At 44.6% G+C, this 15841-nt stretch carries 19 protein-coding genes; 13 read left to right on the forward strand and 6 right to left on the reverse strand.

Annotated elements, in window-relative coordinates; translation table 11 throughout:
- Nucleotides 1–34 precede the first annotated feature (34 nt).
- From H6F56_RS00960 to H6F56_RS00970, 3 genes are read left to right on the forward strand one after another with little or no spacing between them, the layout of a single operon-like run.
- Nucleotides 35–772, forward strand: coding sequence for a hypothetical protein (locus H6F56_RS00960; RefSeq protein WP_190664927.1), 738 nt, complete (start codon nt 35–37; stop codon nt 770–772).
- 58 nt (nt 773–830) lie between these two features.
- Nucleotides 831–1673 (forward strand): phage Gp37/Gp68 family protein, encoded by an 843-nt coding sequence (locus H6F56_RS00965; RefSeq protein ID WP_190664928.1) that lies wholly within the window; start codon nt 831–833, stop codon nt 1671–1673.
- Nucleotides 1670–2338, forward strand: a complete 669-nt coding sequence (locus H6F56_RS00970; protein ID WP_190664929.1) for a DNA cytosine methyltransferase — start codon at nt 1670–1672, stop codon at nt 2336–2338. Before H6F56_RS00965 ends, H6F56_RS00970 begins: the two co-directional genes overlap by 4 nt.
- A 120-nt stretch (nt 2339–2458) precedes the next feature.
- Here H6F56_RS00970 and msrA read toward each other — a convergent pair whose 3' ends face one another.
- On the reverse strand, nt 2459–2920 hold the full coding sequence (gene msrA, locus H6F56_RS00975) for a peptide-methionine (S)-S-oxide reductase MsrA (RefSeq protein ID WP_190664959.1): 462 nt from the start codon (nt 2918–2920) through the stop codon (nt 2459–2461).
- Between the two features lie 86 nt (nt 2921–3006).
- On the opposite strand from msrA, the gene H6F56_RS00980 reads away from it, so the two are divergent.
- A complete protein-coding gene (locus H6F56_RS00980; protein ID WP_190664930.1) occupies nt 3007–3201 on the forward strand; it encodes a hypothetical protein in 195 nt (64 codons plus the stop codon).
- A 134-nt stretch (nt 3202–3335) separates the two neighbouring features.
- On the opposite strand, the gene H6F56_RS00985 is transcribed toward H6F56_RS00980, so the two are convergent.
- Nucleotides 3336–3503, reverse strand: a complete 168-nt coding sequence (locus tag H6F56_RS00985) for a transposase (RefSeq protein WP_190664931.1) — start codon at nt 3501–3503, stop codon at nt 3336–3338.
- Nucleotides 3504–3785: 282 nt separating this feature from the next.
- Here H6F56_RS00985 and H6F56_RS00990 point away from each other — a divergent pair, with 282 nt between their 5' ends.
- The 6 genes from H6F56_RS00990 (at nt 3786) to H6F56_RS01015 (ending at nt 12023) form a co-directional block, all read left to right on the forward strand.
- Nucleotides 3786–4154: a CU044_2847 family protein gene (locus H6F56_RS00990; RefSeq protein ID WP_206753383.1), complete on the forward strand. Its 369-nt coding sequence runs from the start codon at nt 3786–3788 to the stop codon at nt 4152–4154.
- The gene (locus H6F56_RS00995) at nt 4121–5107 is read left to right on the forward strand and encodes an AAA family ATPase (protein WP_190664933.1); all 987 of its coding nucleotides are present in this window, start codon (nt 4121–4123) and stop codon (nt 5105–5107) included. Before H6F56_RS00990 ends, H6F56_RS00995 begins: the two co-directional genes overlap by 34 nt.
- Nucleotides 5100–6989 (forward strand): hypothetical protein, encoded by a 1890-nt coding sequence (locus tag H6F56_RS01000; RefSeq protein WP_190664934.1) that lies wholly within the window; start codon nt 5100–5102, stop codon nt 6987–6989. The genes H6F56_RS00995 and H6F56_RS01000 overlap by 8 nt, the downstream gene beginning before the upstream one ends.
- Nucleotides 6986–8281: a CHAT domain-containing protein gene (locus H6F56_RS01005; RefSeq protein ID WP_190664935.1), complete on the forward strand. Its 1296-nt coding sequence runs from the start codon at nt 6986–6988 to the stop codon at nt 8279–8281. Before H6F56_RS01000 ends, H6F56_RS01005 begins: the two co-directional genes overlap by 4 nt.
- A complete protein-coding gene (locus tag H6F56_RS01010) occupies nt 8274–11222 on the forward strand; it encodes an NACHT domain-containing protein (protein ID WP_199312507.1) in 2949 nt (982 codons plus the stop codon). The genes H6F56_RS01005 and H6F56_RS01010 overlap by 8 nt, the downstream gene beginning before the upstream one ends.
- A gap of 489 nt (nt 11223–11711) precedes the next feature.
- On the forward strand, nt 11712–12023 hold the full coding sequence (locus H6F56_RS01015) for a hypothetical protein (protein ID WP_190664936.1): 312 nt from the start codon (nt 11712–11714) through the stop codon (nt 12021–12023).
- Nucleotides 12024–12079: 56 nt separating this feature from the next.
- Here H6F56_RS01015 and H6F56_RS01020 read toward each other — a convergent pair whose 3' ends face one another.
- The gene (locus H6F56_RS01020) at nt 12080–12529 is read right to left on the reverse strand and encodes a hypothetical protein (RefSeq protein WP_190664937.1); all 450 of its coding nucleotides are present in this window, start codon (nt 12527–12529) and stop codon (nt 12080–12082) included.
- Between the two features lie 114 nt (nt 12530–12643).
- Between H6F56_RS01020 and H6F56_RS01025 the strand changes: the two genes are divergently transcribed.
- From H6F56_RS01025 to H6F56_RS01035, 3 genes are all read left to right on the forward strand, one after another.
- Nucleotides 12644–13006, forward strand: a complete 363-nt coding sequence (locus tag H6F56_RS01025; protein ID WP_190664938.1) for a thermonuclease family protein — start codon at nt 12644–12646, stop codon at nt 13004–13006.
- Between the two features lie 74 nt (nt 13007–13080).
- A complete protein-coding gene (locus H6F56_RS01030; protein WP_190664939.1) occupies nt 13081–13932 on the forward strand; it encodes a hypothetical protein in 852 nt (283 codons plus the stop codon).
- A gap of 95 nt (nt 13933–14027) precedes the next feature.
- Nucleotides 14028–14204 carry a hypothetical protein gene (locus H6F56_RS01035; RefSeq protein ID WP_190664940.1) on the forward strand — a complete coding sequence of 59 codons (177 nt, stop codon included), beginning with the start codon at nt 14028–14030 and terminating at the stop codon, nt 14202–14204.
- Nucleotides 14205–14243: 39 nt separating this feature from the next.
- Here the strand turns inward: H6F56_RS01035 and H6F56_RS01040 are convergent, their stop codons facing one another.
- The 3 genes from H6F56_RS01040 to H6F56_RS01050 form a co-directional block, all read right to left on the reverse strand.
- Entirely contained in the window at nt 14244–14537 is a 294-nt protein-coding gene (locus H6F56_RS01040; RefSeq protein WP_190664941.1) for a hypothetical protein, read from the reverse strand.
- Between the two features lie 119 nt (nt 14538–14656).
- Complete coding sequence (locus H6F56_RS01045) at nt 14657–15016, reverse strand: hypothetical protein (protein ID WP_190664942.1); 360 nt, start codon at nt 15014–15016, stop codon at nt 14657–14659.
- A 49-nt stretch (nt 15017–15065) separates the two neighbouring features.
- Complete coding sequence (locus H6F56_RS01050; RefSeq protein ID WP_309236412.1) at nt 15066–15779, reverse strand: pentapeptide repeat-containing protein; 714 nt, start codon at nt 15777–15779, stop codon at nt 15066–15068.
- Between the last annotated feature and the right edge of the window lie 62 nt (nt 15780–15841).

Here is a 15841-nt window from a genome sequence, read left to right on the forward strand (position 1 = left end):
AATCTGAAACTTTAACCTCAAACCAAAACGAAAGATGAACGTAATTACTCAAGATTGGTTTGCATTCCGCATTCCTGAAATTCCCGCACGCTATCGAGCAAATTGTTCTAAAGAATGGGGCTGCTTTGTCACCGGCGAAACCAGTAAGATGACTTGTTCTCAAGCAGAGAAAGCCGGTTTCACTCGCGGCAATTTTGTCGAGATGGCACTTTGCTGGGTTGATAATAAGGTTCTAACATTTGAGCCGCATTACATCAACGAATCATTCACGGAAATTTGGGGAATTCCGGTTGCCGGTGAAATGAAAAGCAACTTTCATGAGAAATGTTCAGAGCTTTCAACATTTCTGATTCACCGGCAATCGAAAGACAAGATGAACGGATTGATTGAAGTGTTTGGGCGAGAAGCCTTCAATCAGTGGGTTTCTGAAGGCATGAAAGGTGATGCTCATGACTATGCCATTCAGAAAGCCGCTGAGATTTATTTCAGTAACATTTTCCGCTTTGAAATGGTACAGACGGAAGGCGGTTACGGGGCTTATTTCTATGTCCAAGCGACTTATCGCAAGGCAAGTGACAATGAATTTGAGCAAGCTGCGCTCAAAGCAGCCAAGCAAATTTATGAAGGACAAATTGCGGGATTAGGTTACTGTACAGATCCGCGTTTGGAAGATAATCAGGCTTCTTGTCAGGCAGCATTGGCTTCTCCAGATGAAGCAACCGCACAACTGCCGGCAGCCAAACCTGCCAAGTTGTTAAAGCCAAAAGCTTAATTTTCACAGAGTCGGGAGCAATCCCGGCTCATTTTTTTACCTACAGGAGACAAATAACATGACTAACATTGAGTGGACAGATAGAACCTGGAATTCAATTGTTGGATGTAGCAGGATTTCTGCCGGTTGCCGTAACTGCTATGCGGCAGATGCGGCAAAGTCTGCGAGATTGCAGCAGTTTCCTCAGTATCAAGAAGTCAAGGAGTGGAACGGAAAAACTACATTCGTAGAATCCCAATTGTTAAAGCCTCTTAGCTGGAAGCAGCCTCAGAAAATATTTACTTGCAGCATGAGCGACTTGTTTCACGAAAATAATCAGTTTAATTGGATTGATCAAATACTTGGAATTATGGCACTTTCTGAACGGCACACTTTCCAAGTATTAACTAAGCGCCTTCACCAAATGCTGATGTACTTTGACTATCAGCAGGAGTTTGTGAATTGGGTTCAATTCAATCAATTAAGATGTGCCATTAATTTGCGTCGCAAAATGCCGCTATCAAATGTTTGGTTCGGAGTCAGTGTTGAGAATCAAGAAGCCGCTAATGAGCGCATTCCACTTTTAAGGGAAGCACCGGCAGCCCTGCGATTTCTGAGCTGTGAGCCTTTATTAGAGGAAGTGAAACTAGATTTAACCGGCATTGATTGGGTAATTGTCGGTGGTGAGTCTGGAGATAAGGCACGAGTTTGCCATATTGATTGGATTCGCTCAATTGTTCACCAGTGCAAGGCTGCCGGTGTGCCGATGTTTGTCAAGCAACTGGGTCGCCGATCTATTGCTTCTAATCTTTATATTGATGGGGTGGCTTCAACGTATTATCACTTCAAGACAAAAGACCGTAAGGGAGGAAATATGGAGGAATTTCCTGAAGACTTGAAAATTAGAGAATTTCCTCAATGAATCTAAAGATTCTTGACCTTTTTTGTGGGGCCGGTGGCGCAGCTGCCGGCTATTTTCAAGGCTTCTCTGAGGCCGGTTTCAGTGTAGACATTACTGGGGTTGACATTAATCACCAGCCCCGCTATCCCTTCAACTGCTGTCAGGGAGACGCGTTAGAATTCTTCGATAGACACGGGCATGAATTTAACTTTCTTCATGCGAGTCCGCCCTGCCAGAAGCACAGCGTACTCAAGGCAGTCGCGGGGAAAGAATACCCTTGTTTTATCGAAGCAACGAGAGGCCGGTTTAAGGCTTCAGGAAAGCCTTACTGCATTGAAAATGTTGTCGGTGCGCCTCTGGAATTTCCTATTACGTTGTGCGGGTTAAACTTTGGAATTCCCATGCACGGACATCGATTGTTTGAATGCCGGCCTATTATTCTCTCGCCGCCACGGTGTCAGACAAATTTAAAAACTCAGAAGTGTGGCAGGAAGCCAGAGGAAACAAGACTTTTGGCTAGGCCGGCTGGTCACTTCGCAGGATTAGCAATCTATCGGCAAGCGATGGGGGTTCCTTGGATGAGCCAGAGTGAAATAGCTCAATGTATTCCACCGGCATTCACACGCTGGATTGCCGGTCAAATGTTAAATCAATTGAGCAATTGTGATATTTACAATCGTTTATGAATAAAAGTATTATTTATATTGATTGGTTGAGATTGCTCACTTTTCAGATGAGATAATTGCTGGAGACTGAATTTTTTTAGCAAGGCTAAACCAGCGTTTCAAATCCTTGATTGCTAACTATCAAGACTTTCTGCGCTTTTTCTCTATATACTGCTGGTGATATTCCTCTGCTAAATAGAATTCACCAGCCGGCTTGATCTCGGTGACGATATCTTTGTCGTAGTTGTCGGCTATTTGTAACTTCTGCTTGGATGCCCTTGCCATTTGTTCTTGCTCTGGGCTGTGGTAGAAGATGACAGACCTGTATTGTTCGCCGCGATCTGGCCCCTGCCGGTTGAACTGGGTGGGGTCATGGCAATTCCAAAAAACTTTTAGCAACTTCTCATAACTAATCAGGGCCGGGTCATAGTCTACCCGAACTGCTTCGGCGTGACCTGTTATCCTGGCACAGACATCGAGATAGCAAGGATTCGGAAAATGACCACCCGTATAACCGGCTGTGGTGGAGGTGACACCCTTGACTTGACGAAAAGTGTTCTCAACACCCCAGAAACAGCCGGCTGCAAAAGTTGCTTGTTCCATTTGTTCTTCGTTTCCTTTATAGAGGCTGGTCATAGTTTGATTGAATTGAGAATGCTGGGTACGACGGCATTAGGAAGAGAATTTTGATGAAATATCAGTTAATTACTGCATTGCTACTGCTTGCTACAGCCGGCACAAACTCTGAAACGCCTGTAAACGAGCAATCCTCACCACCGGCTAACCCTACAACAGAAACTTCTGTTGGTGCGGCTATTGCTACGATTGCACAAAATAAATTAGAGCGTATGTACCAGAATGAACCGTTTGCATCCTTTGATTAATTTGTCCCTACTCTTAGCCATAGACTTCCCCTTCTTTCCGTCCTCTTGACGGATTGGTTATCGAGACTGCCAGCAGTTGCATTGGGCTGTTTGCCCACTGATACACGCACTTGACGGCGTAATTGCTCATGTATCTATTCCCAGAAGCCTTTACGTTGCCAGCATCGCAAGTATTTATATACTGTTTGCCATGCCGGCAGGTCTTTGGGCAGATCACTCCAGATACAGCCCTTGTGAATTTTGTAGAAAATAGCATTGAGAATTTCCCGTTCATTGACCGCATCGCTTGCGGCCTCGGCCATTAGAGGGTGGCGGCAGTAGCAGTAGCGGATGAATTATTTCCCACTCTCGCTCACTTAATCCGCTACTAGAGCGTTTGGCAGCACGTTCACTGGGCTAACTAAAACAACGAGGCTTAAAGGTTGTTACCATTGTCCCAAGAGCTAGATACAATACTTTGTGATCTTGTTCTAATTCGTCTACCACCTCCGTTCGCTTAACTTTTATGTAGAAATGTACTCTAAGACTAATGTGTAACTACTATAAGGAAAATAATCAAATTCTTAAGTGGAGAGCTATCCGTGGTGATTATCAATAGTATGAGTCAGGTTGGTGGCGAAGAAGTCGAGATTTACATTGAAGTAGATAAAGTTCCGGACGTCTCTAAGACAGAAGGTTTCTATCGGGATACGCGAGACAGCCCTGCTCAAAAAACTGTTAAAGCAGTGGGCGACTTATTTGGAAATGGCTTAGACCTCACTCGTAAATGCGCGGTTAAAGTTGTAGAGAGTGTCAAGCAAATGGATGATGGTACAAGACCGAATGAGTTTGAGATTCAACTAGCAATCAAATTGGATTCTGAAATCGGTGCAGCAATTGTTAAAGCTAGTTCCGAAGCACAGATGCAGGTCACAATGAAATGGACAGTGAAAGAAACGCCCAGACAACCCTAGTGACTGGAAAATTGGCAATTCCGATATTGCCCTACACGCTGATTGTCGGTCAGCAGCAAATTAAGCTGGCACTGGAACTGGCTTACATTGCTCCGCGCATTGGTGGGGTATTGCTCAGTGGGCAACGGGGAACGGGCAAGTCTACCGCAGCACGGGCTTTTGCTCAGATGATGTATGGTTGCCTTCCGGTTACTCTGCCGATTAACGCAACGGAAGACCGGGTGGTGGGGGGCTGGCAGATAGATGAATTGATGAAGAGTAAGGCAGTTCCCCAGGAAGGATTGCTGGAACAAGCGAATGGTAGGTTACTTTATATCGATGAGGTTAACCTGCTCGATGACCATATCGTTAATATCATTCTTGATGTGACCTCGACTGGGGTACTGGTAGTGCAGCGGGAAGGGCAAAGCAACCAAAAGCCTGTTTCCTTTACCCTCGTTGGAACCATGAACCCAGAAGAGGGGGGACTGCGACCGCAGTTGCTTGATCGCTTTGGTTTAATGGTGAGTGTGACGGCTGAAACGAATGAAGCTGAGCGCACGATGATTTTACAAACCGTTTTGGAGTTTGATGAAGCGGTATCTCGGCTCAAAGCAGATGAACCGTCAGCCTATATCAATGAAGCCTTAGAAAAAGATAGCAAATGCAAGACTTTACTAGAGAAAGCGCAGCAGAATTTTTACAGCGTCAAGGTGCCAGCGAACATCGTTAGAAACTGCGTGGGGTTGGCGGCGGGTTTCCATGCAGAAGGGAATCGGGGTGACTACATTATCGCGTTGGCGGCTCGTGCCTACGCTGCGCTTGAGGGGGCGGAACAGGTAACAAACAACCATGTGGCAAAAGTAGCTCGATTGGCACTTCAGCATCGTCGCCCTGAAGTCCTCCATAGCAACCAGATGCCGTGGAGTAAAGAGGATTATAAGCGCGTGACCGAGATTTTGAGCGGTGAGTGATTCGGCTAAATCATCCCAACTGAGTTTGACCGATGCATTTACAAGATCGCTAGCTTGTGCTGCTATCAGTCCAGGACTGCGAAATATTCTGGTGTTCGATGCCTCTCCTGAGACACTGCGGCTGGCTGCTCAAACCGCAACCCAGATGCTGGAAGTTATCACTGGGTATCCAGTTGTGTCGGTGACGTTGGGAACCTTTGAAGCTGAGGATGAATTGTGGGGAAGTTTGGGGTTGTGCGGTAAGCCAGGAGAACAGCCCTTTCAATGGAAACAGGGTTTGCTGGCAGCAGGGCAGAATAATTCCCAATTGCGGCTAGTAGTGATTCCAGATTTGACTAAGCTGAGTTTAGCAGCAGCACGCGCTTGTGTAGTGTTGATGGGGGCAGATGTAGCACATCTGGAGCGTCACGGGCAGCAGGCGAATTGGCAACCCAATCTCTGCTGGTTGGCTGGCTGTGCCAGTGATGAAGTGGGCGTGGTTTCTCCTCACCTGCTAGACCGCTTTGCCCTGCGGTTGAGTGAACAGAGTACAAAAACTACAGACAGAGTAGCGGAAATTCTGGAATTGATTGATGAGCGGGAATTAGGGAAGGAAACGGAGCTTGAGTCTTTGCCAATTGAGATTCGTGATCACCTCCAAAAAGCTCTCCTACTTTGTTCCGCAATTACAGTCCAAGCCACAGCCCGGATACTAGATTACACATCAACGCTGGAGGTGTACAGTCCTCGTCGAGAGATTGCTTTAGGACGACTGGCTCAGGCAAATGCGCGACTGGAGGGTGCAGCCGAGATGATGGCAGCACACGTTGATGCTGCCGCCCGAATGATTGGGTTAAAACCAGTTGCCAAGCAGACAGAAGACTCATCAAAGGTGGGTTCTGAGCCTGTAACCCCACAGCCCGATCTCCCCAAACCTACAGAGGCAACACCGACTTCAACATCTCCTTTAACAGACAAGCCTGAGCCATCTACAGTTAGGGAGCCTGTTTATGAGTCGGATAAACCTGAGCCGCAACCAACCACGCAACTAACAGTACCACTCAATCCTTACCCAGAAGATGAAGCACCTGTTGAGCGGGAAGCGGCTTCGCTACGGTTGCCGCCTCGTCGGTTTCGGACATCTGCGGCTGCTCGTGGCCCCATTGTCGGGGTGGAGAAGGCGGCGACTTTTCAGGATTTAGCGTTGGTGAGGACGTTACTGGAAGCGGCAAAATTTCAGTCGATTCGCCAACAGTCAACAGCTAATGGTAATCGGCGACTGGTGCTGTCGCCTACAGATTTGCATTGCTATCGCCGAGCGCCTGTAGCAGAACAAATGCTGATGCTGGTACTCGATCACACTTGTCTACGGGATTGTAATTGGCAGGAGGAATTGTTGCCCTACCTGAGTTGGGCGTATGTGGAACGGGCTAGCGTTTGCCTAATCCAAGTGGGTGCGGTGGATGCGCAGCATGAGTTACGAGCTGAACGGGTCATGGCGCAAAGCATTTTGGTGCCTCGCATCAGTGCTGGAATTGAGGCAGGACGGGGTAAGGCTACACCTCTAGCTCATGGTTTGGATTTGGCATTGCAGACTCTACGCCATGCGTTGCAACATGGACTTAGCACAGTGCAGCAAGCCGTGCTGGTGGTGATTAGTGATGGGCGGGGGAATGTGCCACTGGAAGCCAGCCTCTTGGGTAGGATTGCGCCGCCTGTTGGACGAAAAGGGTTTGAAGATGCGTTGCAGGTGGCTGAACGCATCCGGGGTTTGGATGGAGTGAAGGCAGTTCTCCTGAATCCACAACCAAAGCAATATGCGGATTTACCCCTGGAACTGGCTGAGGCTATTGGGGCAACTGTGGTTTTGATACCACCTCTGGAGGCAGTCGAGGTGGAATGATGGCTGATAAATCAAAGCTTTCAATCACGCAACGGGCAATAACTTCACCAACAGGTTTAAGTCGAACCAAAGAGCTACCCTTTAAAGCTTCAGAGGCAGCAGCACCGAAACAAACTGCACCACCTCTACCAGAGGATTTAGAAACTGCAACAGAAAAAAAACTCTTCCCACCCAATGAGCTTTACATCACGATGAAGCTACCGCAAGAGGTTGCTATTCTGCATATTTATCAGAATGGGACGGATGAATATTCTGTATGGGGTGGTAATGTTGAAAATGAGCTACAACAAACTAAGCCAAATAAAAAGCCCGATCTTTGTTTAGGGCAACTAATGGAAAAAGACAAGCTTCCCGAAGATGTTCAGGTTGATATAAGGTATTTTTCCCATGTAAATCTGGAGATTCGCAAGTGGTTGAAGACGTTGCGACGCAGGTTGGGTAAGCAGCTTTGTCTAGTGATTGCCGATCACACAGATTTTGAAATTCCTTGGGAAATGTTTGAACTATCACCCTACGAGTCGCCGAATGAGTATCTGGGCGCTTTGATTACAACGGTGCGCTGGCGACAAATTATTAGTGGGGATGATTATGTAGTGTTGGAGTTTAAAGCAGATGAGTGCTGTGGTAATGCTGTTGCCTATGTACTTGATACAGAGCTAAATGGAGTGGGACCAGAGCTTGATATTTTAGAGCAATTGCAGGCATCCATATACCGGAGTAGTAAGCATAATATCAAATTATTCCAGGCTCATTTACAGCGGAATGATGCTAATTGTGGTTTTGTTTATATTTCTTGTCATGGAACTTATGGAAGTGATTTTCGGAAATTTACTCTCGGTTCAGGTAAGGATGAACAGCAACAGTTAAAGTTACTGGCTTTACGCAACTGTCAGCTTAATTTGGTTAAAAATTCTCAGGGAATTGTCTTTATTAATGCTTGTCATTCGGGTCGTGAGCAAGCTCATTCTTCTATCCCTCATAGTTATCGCATGGGGTTTATTGAGCTTTTTTTAGCAAGTGGGGCGCGGGGTGTGATTGGTACGCTGGGTACTGTAGGAGATTCCTATGCGGCTAAGTTTGCCTATGACTTGATTCAGGAGTCTTTGCGATCGCCTAACCTTTCAGTAGCAGCACTGCTGCAAGAACTGCGGTTTAAGATGGTTGCCAATTTTCCCGATAAGCCAACTAACGAAGAGTGGGAATCTTTTATTTATACATTTATGTATGTCTACTACGGCAATCCAATGACGGTACTCCGGCTCACCCCATCAGGAGGACAGCTCAATGTCTGATACTCAGCAGCTACCCCTATCTGTTCAACCAGTAATTAGCTACCCGCGTGAAGCGCAGGTTGGTAAGACTTACCTGATGACAATTGACCTGCAACCGTCTGGGGATGGTAAGTGGCTTTATGAAGAGGAGGAGTATCCCATCTACTGTATGTTGGACACTTCGCCTTTGTTCAGCAGCAAGCCTGTGGGAGAGCCAGCAGTAGTGCTGCATCGTTTTGGCGGTAGTTATGGAGCTGCTAAGTTTTTGCTGACAGCAGCCCAGGAAGAGATGGAGGGAGAGATTAGGGTAACGTTGGTTAATGCTTGGGGTGTACCAGTTAAAGTGCTTAATCTGGTTGATCTACAAGTTAAACAGGAGTTGACTCGTCTGCCAAACAACAAGGTAGCAGAGTTTGAGATCCAACAAGAACAAGATAACAAGATTGACATTAATTCCTTAGTAAAGGAGCTACGCCAAAAGGTAAAAAGCAGCATCCAAGAACATTGTGGAACAATGCAGGTGCTGGATATGACTCAGCCTATCGAGTTGAATCATATCTACACCAACGTCAATATTCTGGAGAAAATCACAGGACGCCGGCGCAAAGAAATTGCTGAATTACTGCAAGAGTGTAACTCAGCGGATTTTGAGCGTTTTGGACTTGGTAAAATCGCTGAAAAACGAGTGTCAGGACTGAAAGCCGTCGAGAAATATACCAAGCTGATGATCTTGGGAAAGCCGGGAGCGGGAAAAACCACGTTTCTGAAGTATGTAGCGATGCAGTGTATTGCAGGAAATTTTCAGGCTGAGCGGGTGCCGGTTTTTGTCACCCTCTACGACTTTGCGGAAGCTCGAAATAAACCAGGATTACTGGAATACATCTGCCAGCAACTTTCTAACGCCGGTGCAGAAACACAAAATTTTGCGTCTATGCAAGAGGTGATCACCCACGGCAGAACGTTAATTTTACTTGATGGCTTAGATGAAGTTAGAGAAGAGGACAGCAAACGTGTTTTAAACGAAATTCGTGATTTCTCTGACGAGTATCGTGATAGTCATTTTGTAATAGCTTGCCGCATCGCAGCGCAAGAATATACTTTTGATAAATTTACAGAGGTGGAACTAGCTGATTTTGACAATGAGCAAATTGCCACTTTTGCGAACAACTGGTTTAAGGATAAAGCGATAAAACCGGAAATTTTTCTTGAACGTATTCAATACAATCGACGGGTCACAGAGCTTGCCAGAGATCCGCTATGGCTGACTCTGTTATGTTTGGTATTTGAAGAATCCGGAGATTTTCCAGCGAATCGGTCTGAACTGTACAAAGAAGGACTGGATGCGCTGCTGAAAAAATGGGATGCCAAGCGCGGAATTGAGCGCCATCAGATTTACAAAAAGCTATCAGTTCAGCGCAAGGAAGATTTACTCAGTAAAATAGCTCTAACTACGTTTGTACAAGGGGATTATTTCTTTAAACAGAGAGTAGTAGAGCAATATATTGCTGATTACCTTCGTACTCTACCTGATGTTAATTCTGATTTGAAAGCCTTGGAACTAGACAGCGAGAAAGTTTTACAATCGATTGAAGCTCAACATGGGCTATTAGTAGAAAGGGCTAAAGGAATTTATTCATTCCACCACCTAGCTTTTCATGAGTATTTCACTGCTAGAGAGATTATTGTCGGCAAACAATCATCAGACGAAGCATTGCAAAATCTAGTCAGCCACATCACCAAAGCACGCTGGCGCGAAGTCTTTTTACTGGCAGTTGGGATGTTGCCAAGTGCAGACCGGCTTTTGCTACTAATGAAGCAGCAGATTGATATGCTTGTAGCTTCCGATAACAGGTTACAGCAGTTTTTAGAATGGGTCAGCCAGAAATCCGCTTCAGTTGAAGTTCCCTTTAAATCTGTAGCTGTCCGGGCTTTGTACTTTCACTTTGAGCTTGATCGCGCTCACAACACAGTTAGTGCCCGTGTCTCTAGGGTTTTTAAATTGGCTTATACTCTGGATCGCGCTTTTGCTATAACGCCTACATTTGATCTTGACCATGCTTTTTACAACGTCCTTGTCCTTGCCCGTGCCCTTGCTCCCGAACTTGTTGATGCCTCTGCCTTTGAAGCTGACGGCAGCAGTGACATTGCTCCTGAACTGAAGCAATCGCTCCAAGAACTCAAAGGGCAACTACCTGATCCTTATAAAGACAAGGAAAGATTCAATGTATGGCGGAAAGCTCAGGGGCAAGCTTGGGCTGACAGATTAAAAGCTGTGATAATTAAATATCACGGCATTGGGTATGATTGGCAATTTGATGAACAACAAAAAGGATTGCTCAAGGAATATTACGATGCTAATAATTTGCTAGTAGATTGTTTAAATAGCGATTGCTATGTCAGCCAAAAAGTGCAACAAGAAATAGAGGATACGCTCTTGCTGCCTCTAGGTGAATTTTCTTCTTCGTACACCCAATTTTATGAAGGTTTAGAAGAAGCTAGTGAGGAAATAAAACAAGTAATTATAAGCAATTTTGGTCATTTAGAGTTTATTGTGAGTGCTGATTTTAATATGGATTTTGATAGTGACAATATAGAAGAAGTTAGAGTAGATTCCGTTGAAATAATTGACAAACTTATCGTAAGTGCTGATGATTGGGAACCTGAAAATCACCTAGTCACATTTGAATTGAAAGTTAATATTTCTTATACAGCAAATATTAGTTACGAGAGTTTAGAATCGGCTATTTTTGACAAAGAAGATCAATTGTATTATAATACCGAATTTATTAAAGAGGAAGTTCACCAGCAAGTTATACGTCTTGTAGAAGTTGAGCTTATTTTCTTTAGAGATAGTTCATACAATTTGTGTTTTGGCGAAATAGACTATATTGATTTTTATTCCAAGAACTCTAAGGAACCCATTCTTATTGAGCCAGAAAGCCTTGAAAATGAGTATCACTAAATCGATATTTTTATTAAGGATTGCTTTTTTTATTTTACTATAATTAAAATTTTAATTTATTTTTAAAGATTGATAAAAGAGACAAAAATCAAGCTTTTACAGAGGTAATATTTGGCTTTAGGCTGCTTGGTTGATAAGAGTGATAGATTCTGAAATGTAAGTAGGCGGGAAGAGGAGTATCGTTTAAGCTGAGAAGTTACCACACCAATCAGCAGAAACAATGATTCCAACTCTCGACTCTATGATGCGTTGAATGATTTTCTGCCTCAATGTGACAACCAGTAAGTCTAATGGTTAAAACCTGGAGGCTTCCCACTTGTGAGATCTGTTTGCCCTCACTCAGTTGTGTGGGGTGATTGTGTTGAGGATGTTGTTTTTGGTATTCCAGTGGGGCAAGTCGTCGCGTCCAGTAAGTGTCGTTTAGCCGATGCTCATTAGATGCGGAGGATAAGTTCCCCCAAACTTGGTTAGAATTGGGTTCATCTTGCCATGACCCAGCAGTGGAACATTCCGGTTTATCGGTTTCTATCCAGTCTGCCTGACCCCCAACCTGCGATTGTTTCCAAAGGACAATTTGATTGCTCTTTAATCGTGAATTCACTGTCCTCAGACGCATTCCACCTTCCTAGTTTTGTCAGTCAAGCAGAACGGAAACCTTTGGTGGTCACTAGCACAACTTGCCGGCATGGCCATTACTGCCTGCTGCAATATTGGTCAGTTTCGGGTGGATGCGGCAAGCATCCAACAGGGCGCAAACCCTTTTATTCGTCATACGTGGCTTTTAAAGAGTTGGCAGACTAACAGCAAAAAGCACCATCAATCAGGTCTACTGATTTGTTTGCTACTTTTGTTGAGTTTTAACACCTTCCCGAATCAATACATCCCTGTTTTAGCTGCCTTACGGGACGCACGAATCGGCTATTTGCCCTAACCCAGCAGTGGTATCGGCTCACAGATGTACCGATCCAAATCCAAGGCATCCCCCGGTCATCTAGAGCAATAAGAGGGCCGCGAATCAGTTCTCCTTGCTTGAATGTGTTGTTGCCCAGCGGAAAGTTATAAAAATCCTGGCCTTGAGGACTGAGGCGGTCTGCAAGCCGGCAGTTTAACCCGTTGGGATCAGGGTCTACGACTTCCCACTCGTAGGGAAGGGGGCCGCGTCCTCCTTCAATGTAGTAATCACCATTTTCATCTTCCACCAAGCGCCGTTCCTGAGCAACGGCTAAGTGAGTTGGCAGAACTATTAAGGCACTGAGACACAACCCGATTCCGAGAACAGCCGGCAAACCAGTTTTTGCAAGATTCATGGTCGTGCTTATCAACTCCACTGTTAGTTATGCAGCAGTTTTACTTTAACCGGCACGACTTACACTCAAACTCGGATGCAATATGCTGTAATATTTTGTTTGTAAATGTCTTTGATGGCAGCGGCAATGTGCGGTGTAGATGCACCGGAAACGGATCAGCCACTCGGCATAAAATCACGCGATAAACTAAGAGAATTATTGAAGAACGGAAAAGTAGAATTCTATGCAATTGAGCAAGACCGCTACGGGCGCACAATCGCGGAGCTTGCAGTGACGACCGGCGACCCCAAAGAAATCTTCGTGAATGAAAAGATGGTCAGCCTCGGCATGGCCTACCATTACGCGAAATATTCAGGTAATTGTCCAAATAAAGCAGCGATAGAAGCAGCCGAAGAAGTTGCGCGAACAGGCCGGTTTGGCGTGTGGAGAACTGCCGGCGCGGTAAAGCCTTGGGACTATAGAAAAACTCAAAATTAGAACGTCAGATAAATTGTCCATCAGAGAGCGATCAAGGCTGCCCTAAGTTTTGTCCATTCATATCGAGTTACCCAATGAGCCGAAAAACTCCTAAAACAAAGGAAAAAATTGCCCAACTTATAGCCAGCTTGCCTAGCGATAGCCTCCGACAGCAGGCTAAGACGCCGGCTCAGATAGAAGAATGGGAGAAGCAGCGAAAAACCCAGCTTCTTGTAGCTGAGTGCTGGAGAGCTAAATATTTAAAAAAGGGATATTACCCAGTAGATGAGGCTTTAGATCGGCAAGAAATTTGTCAGCGAAAAGCTGACTTAATTAACTGCTGTGTTAATGAGTACAAAGCTTTGTGGGAACTTTGCAAGGTCGCCGAAAAATCTGTCAAAGAACTCTACCAATTTCTTCAAGATTCAACAGATTTTGTGAAGACTTTACCCAAACCTTTTGTCCAATCATGGTACAAGTTTTTTCATGACGCTAGCTTAAAACAGTATCCTTTTAATTCAGCTTATGATTTACTTGTAAAGACTTTAAAGGAACAAGTTGACGATACTTTCTGTGTTTGCTTGGAATCTTACTATGAGGTTCCGATAAAAAAGTGGAGAAAGGCAGCTAAGCAATACACTGAAATTTTTGAGAAAGCTGGGCCAAATGGCATTTACCCAGAACTTAGCAAAAAAGAAGAGCAGGCACTAAAAACAAATTTGGTCTGGAATAAAGTCGGTTTTTCTTGGATCGGGATGGTTTTGTGTACGTGTCAATTTGAGGCAGAAAATGATCCACTGCTGATGAAGAAATTGGTGGAGTACAACAAAGCTCAGCAAGAAGCGCTGAGTTTAGCCGTGACCGCTAGCTACAGAATGCGCGGCTGGGCATGGCAAAAAGGCGAGTTGCTTGAGACTGGGGCAGGTGGTATTTACCTCAAACCTTAACAAAACTTCAAATCTGGATCGCGCTTCATCCGACGCTTGAGCAGCCCCTCTATGTTGGTATTGCAAATGTTTCAACCTTCATGGGGGTCTGTCTTATGCTCGACATCCACACCATTATCATTGGCTCAATCATCCTGGGTACGTTCATTGGTATAGCTGACTATCTAAAAGATCCACTGCTGTGGTTGGCAAGCCGGGCTGCTTTTGGTATCTATTACTTCCTGCTGATACATAAGGCTTTCACAACCTTCCTCAATGCCATCCTTAGATAACAGACAATCAATTTCAAAGTTTCACGAAACTCCGTGAGCTTAGCCTTCCAGTAGCTTTAAGATTGCTTCAACATCCTTCAGGCTGACCTTGGATTTTGGATGCTTGTCCTTGAGCTGGTTGAGAAGGATTGCCGGCTCTGGTAGATCGCCGATTGCCGGTGCCGGTGCGCTTGGTCGGTGTGCCGGTTCTTGCTGCAAGTCCGCCACCTGCCGGCGAAGCCCTTCGATTTCCTCCAAAAACTCAGAAGTCGCAAGTGCTTGTTCGCTGGGGAAAATCGCAGTTTGCTCCTCCAACAGCTCGATTTTCTCTTCCAGCTTTTGAATATTCAGCACTGCTATACGGTGCTTTTCTTGGATTTCGTTGCATTCTCGGTCTAGCTCGTCTCGTTCCCGTTGGATGGCTGCGAGTTGCTCTTGTAAGTCATTGATTTCTTGCCCGGACTGTTCCGGGCTTACTCTTTTCCCAGGCGTTCATCTAGCGCTGCCGGCAGGTTTTTATCAATGAGATTGTTTACCAAGTCCCCCAGGCGCGATTCAATCTCTGCCCTCACGCTCTCGGCAATCGCCGGTATCAGCCGTTCAATTAAAGATTCTTCGTCTACAGCGCTGTCTACTACCTTTCTTCTATTGTCTACATTCTTGTCTACACTTGTAGCTTTTTTATTTGCTCTGTCTACATCTGTAGACATTTGCAAAGCTTCTATTACCAGCCGTTGAGCGCAAATACTTAAGCTTTCGCCAGGTAGCGCTAAAGCTTCTAATGCTTGTCTGGCATCAACTTTGAGCCTAAACTGAATCAATGGGCTAGGCATTACTGTAGACTCCTTAACCTCCTTTTAAGAGGTGAATTTCTTATATCATTTAGTTCGTATTATCTATGTTTAATAGTTGACATAAATCGTCATTGTAGATAGCTTTTTTATAATTATCCGCAACTCGAATCTGGTCTATAGTTAAATTTTTAGCTAGCCTAAAATTAGGTTTAGAATGCCTTTTATAATCATCATACGTTAAATCACGATTGAAAAAATAATCATCTTCATAAGATTTTTGTGGTTTTGTATGGCGCTCCTCCCATTTCTTAAAATCCCAGAAAATAGTCCCTGAGAAGTTTGAGCGTGCAAGATCAGTCTCCATAAATATCGCTGCTTTTATGTGAGCATTGCTCAAATTAATTTCTTGAAGTCTAGATCTAGTAAAGTCAGCGAGGTAAAGAAAAGCTCCATTAAATTTTGCAAAAGCGAAATCTCCATCAGTAGCATTAGCAGAGTCTAAGTTAGCATCTGTAAAATTAGCTTCTTGAAAATTAGCTCGATTAAGATTAGCGTGACTAAGATTGGCGTCTGTAAAATTAGCTTTTTGAAAATTAGAATAACTAAGATCAGCTTTATCAAGATTTGCCTCTTTAAATAAGGAACTTTCAAAAACTGCTCCTGTTAAAGTAGAACCTTCCATCTGAGCTTTATAAAAATTAGCTCTTGAGAAATTACCACTAAAATTAAAATATTTTAACTTTGCACATCTTACAGCAAATTCGAAGTCTATGAGGTACAGTAGCAGCAATGTGTAAACCAATTTTTGAGATGTTCGAGATTCATTAATTGAAGTGCTAGTTTAATTAAACCATCAACTCCAGA

Source organism: Microcoleus sp. FACHB-672 (assembly GCF_014695725.1).
GTDB lineage: Bacteria > Cyanobacteriota > Cyanobacteriia > Cyanobacteriales > Oscillatoriaceae > FACHB-68.

What these genes read in the sequence shown, in the direction of transcription:
- H6F56_RS00965 (WP_190664928.1), top strand. Translation starts at nt 831, where the DNA reads ATGACTAACATTGAGTGGACAGATAGAACCTGGAATTCAATTGTTGGA.
- msrA (WP_190664959.1), bottom strand. Translation starts at nt 2,920, where the DNA reads ATGGAACAAGCAACTTTTGCAGCCGGCTGTTTCTGGGGTGTTGAGAAC.
- H6F56_RS01030 (WP_190664939.1), top strand. Translation starts at nt 13,081, where the DNA reads ATGAGCCGAAAAACTCCTAAAACAAAGGAAAAAATTGCCCAACTTATA.
- H6F56_RS01005 (WP_190664935.1), top strand. Translation starts at nt 6,986, where the DNA reads ATGATGGCTGATAAATCAAAGCTTTCAATCACGCAACGGGCAATAACT.
- H6F56_RS00970 (WP_190664929.1), top strand. Translation starts at nt 1,670, where the DNA reads ATGAATCTAAAGATTCTTGACCTTTTTTGTGGGGCCGGTGGCGCAGCT.
- H6F56_RS01045 (WP_190664942.1), bottom strand. Translation starts at nt 15,016, where the DNA reads ATGCCTAGCCCATTGATTCAGTTTAGGCTCAAAGTTGATGCCAGACAA.
- H6F56_RS01035 (WP_190664940.1), top strand. Translation starts at nt 14,028, where the DNA reads ATGCTCGACATCCACACCATTATCATTGGCTCAATCATCCTGGGTACG.
- H6F56_RS01020 (WP_190664937.1), bottom strand. Translation starts at nt 12,529, where the DNA reads ATGAATCTTGCAAAAACTGGTTTGCCGGCTGTTCTCGGAATCGGGTTG.
- H6F56_RS01010 (WP_199312507.1), top strand. Translation starts at nt 8,274, where the DNA reads ATGTCTGATACTCAGCAGCTACCCCTATCTGTTCAACCAGTAATTAGC.
- H6F56_RS01025 (WP_190664938.1), top strand. Translation starts at nt 12,644, where the DNA reads ATGGCAGCGGCAATGTGCGGTGTAGATGCACCGGAAACGGATCAGCCA.
- H6F56_RS00960 (WP_190664927.1), top strand. Translation starts at nt 35, where the DNA reads ATGAACGTAATTACTCAAGATTGGTTTGCATTCCGCATTCCTGAAATT.
- H6F56_RS00995 (WP_190664933.1), top strand. Translation starts at nt 4,121, where the DNA reads ATGGACAGTGAAAGAAACGCCCAGACAACCCTAGTGACTGGAAAATTG.
- H6F56_RS00985 (WP_190664931.1), bottom strand. Translation starts at nt 3,503, where the DNA reads ATGGCCGAGGCCGCAAGCGATGCGGTCAATGAACGGGAAATTCTCAAT.
- H6F56_RS00980 (WP_190664930.1), top strand. Translation starts at nt 3,007, where the DNA reads ATGAAATATCAGTTAATTACTGCATTGCTACTGCTTGCTACAGCCGGC.
- H6F56_RS01015 (WP_190664936.1), top strand. Translation starts at nt 11,712, where the DNA reads ATGACCCAGCAGTGGAACATTCCGGTTTATCGGTTTCTATCCAGTCTG.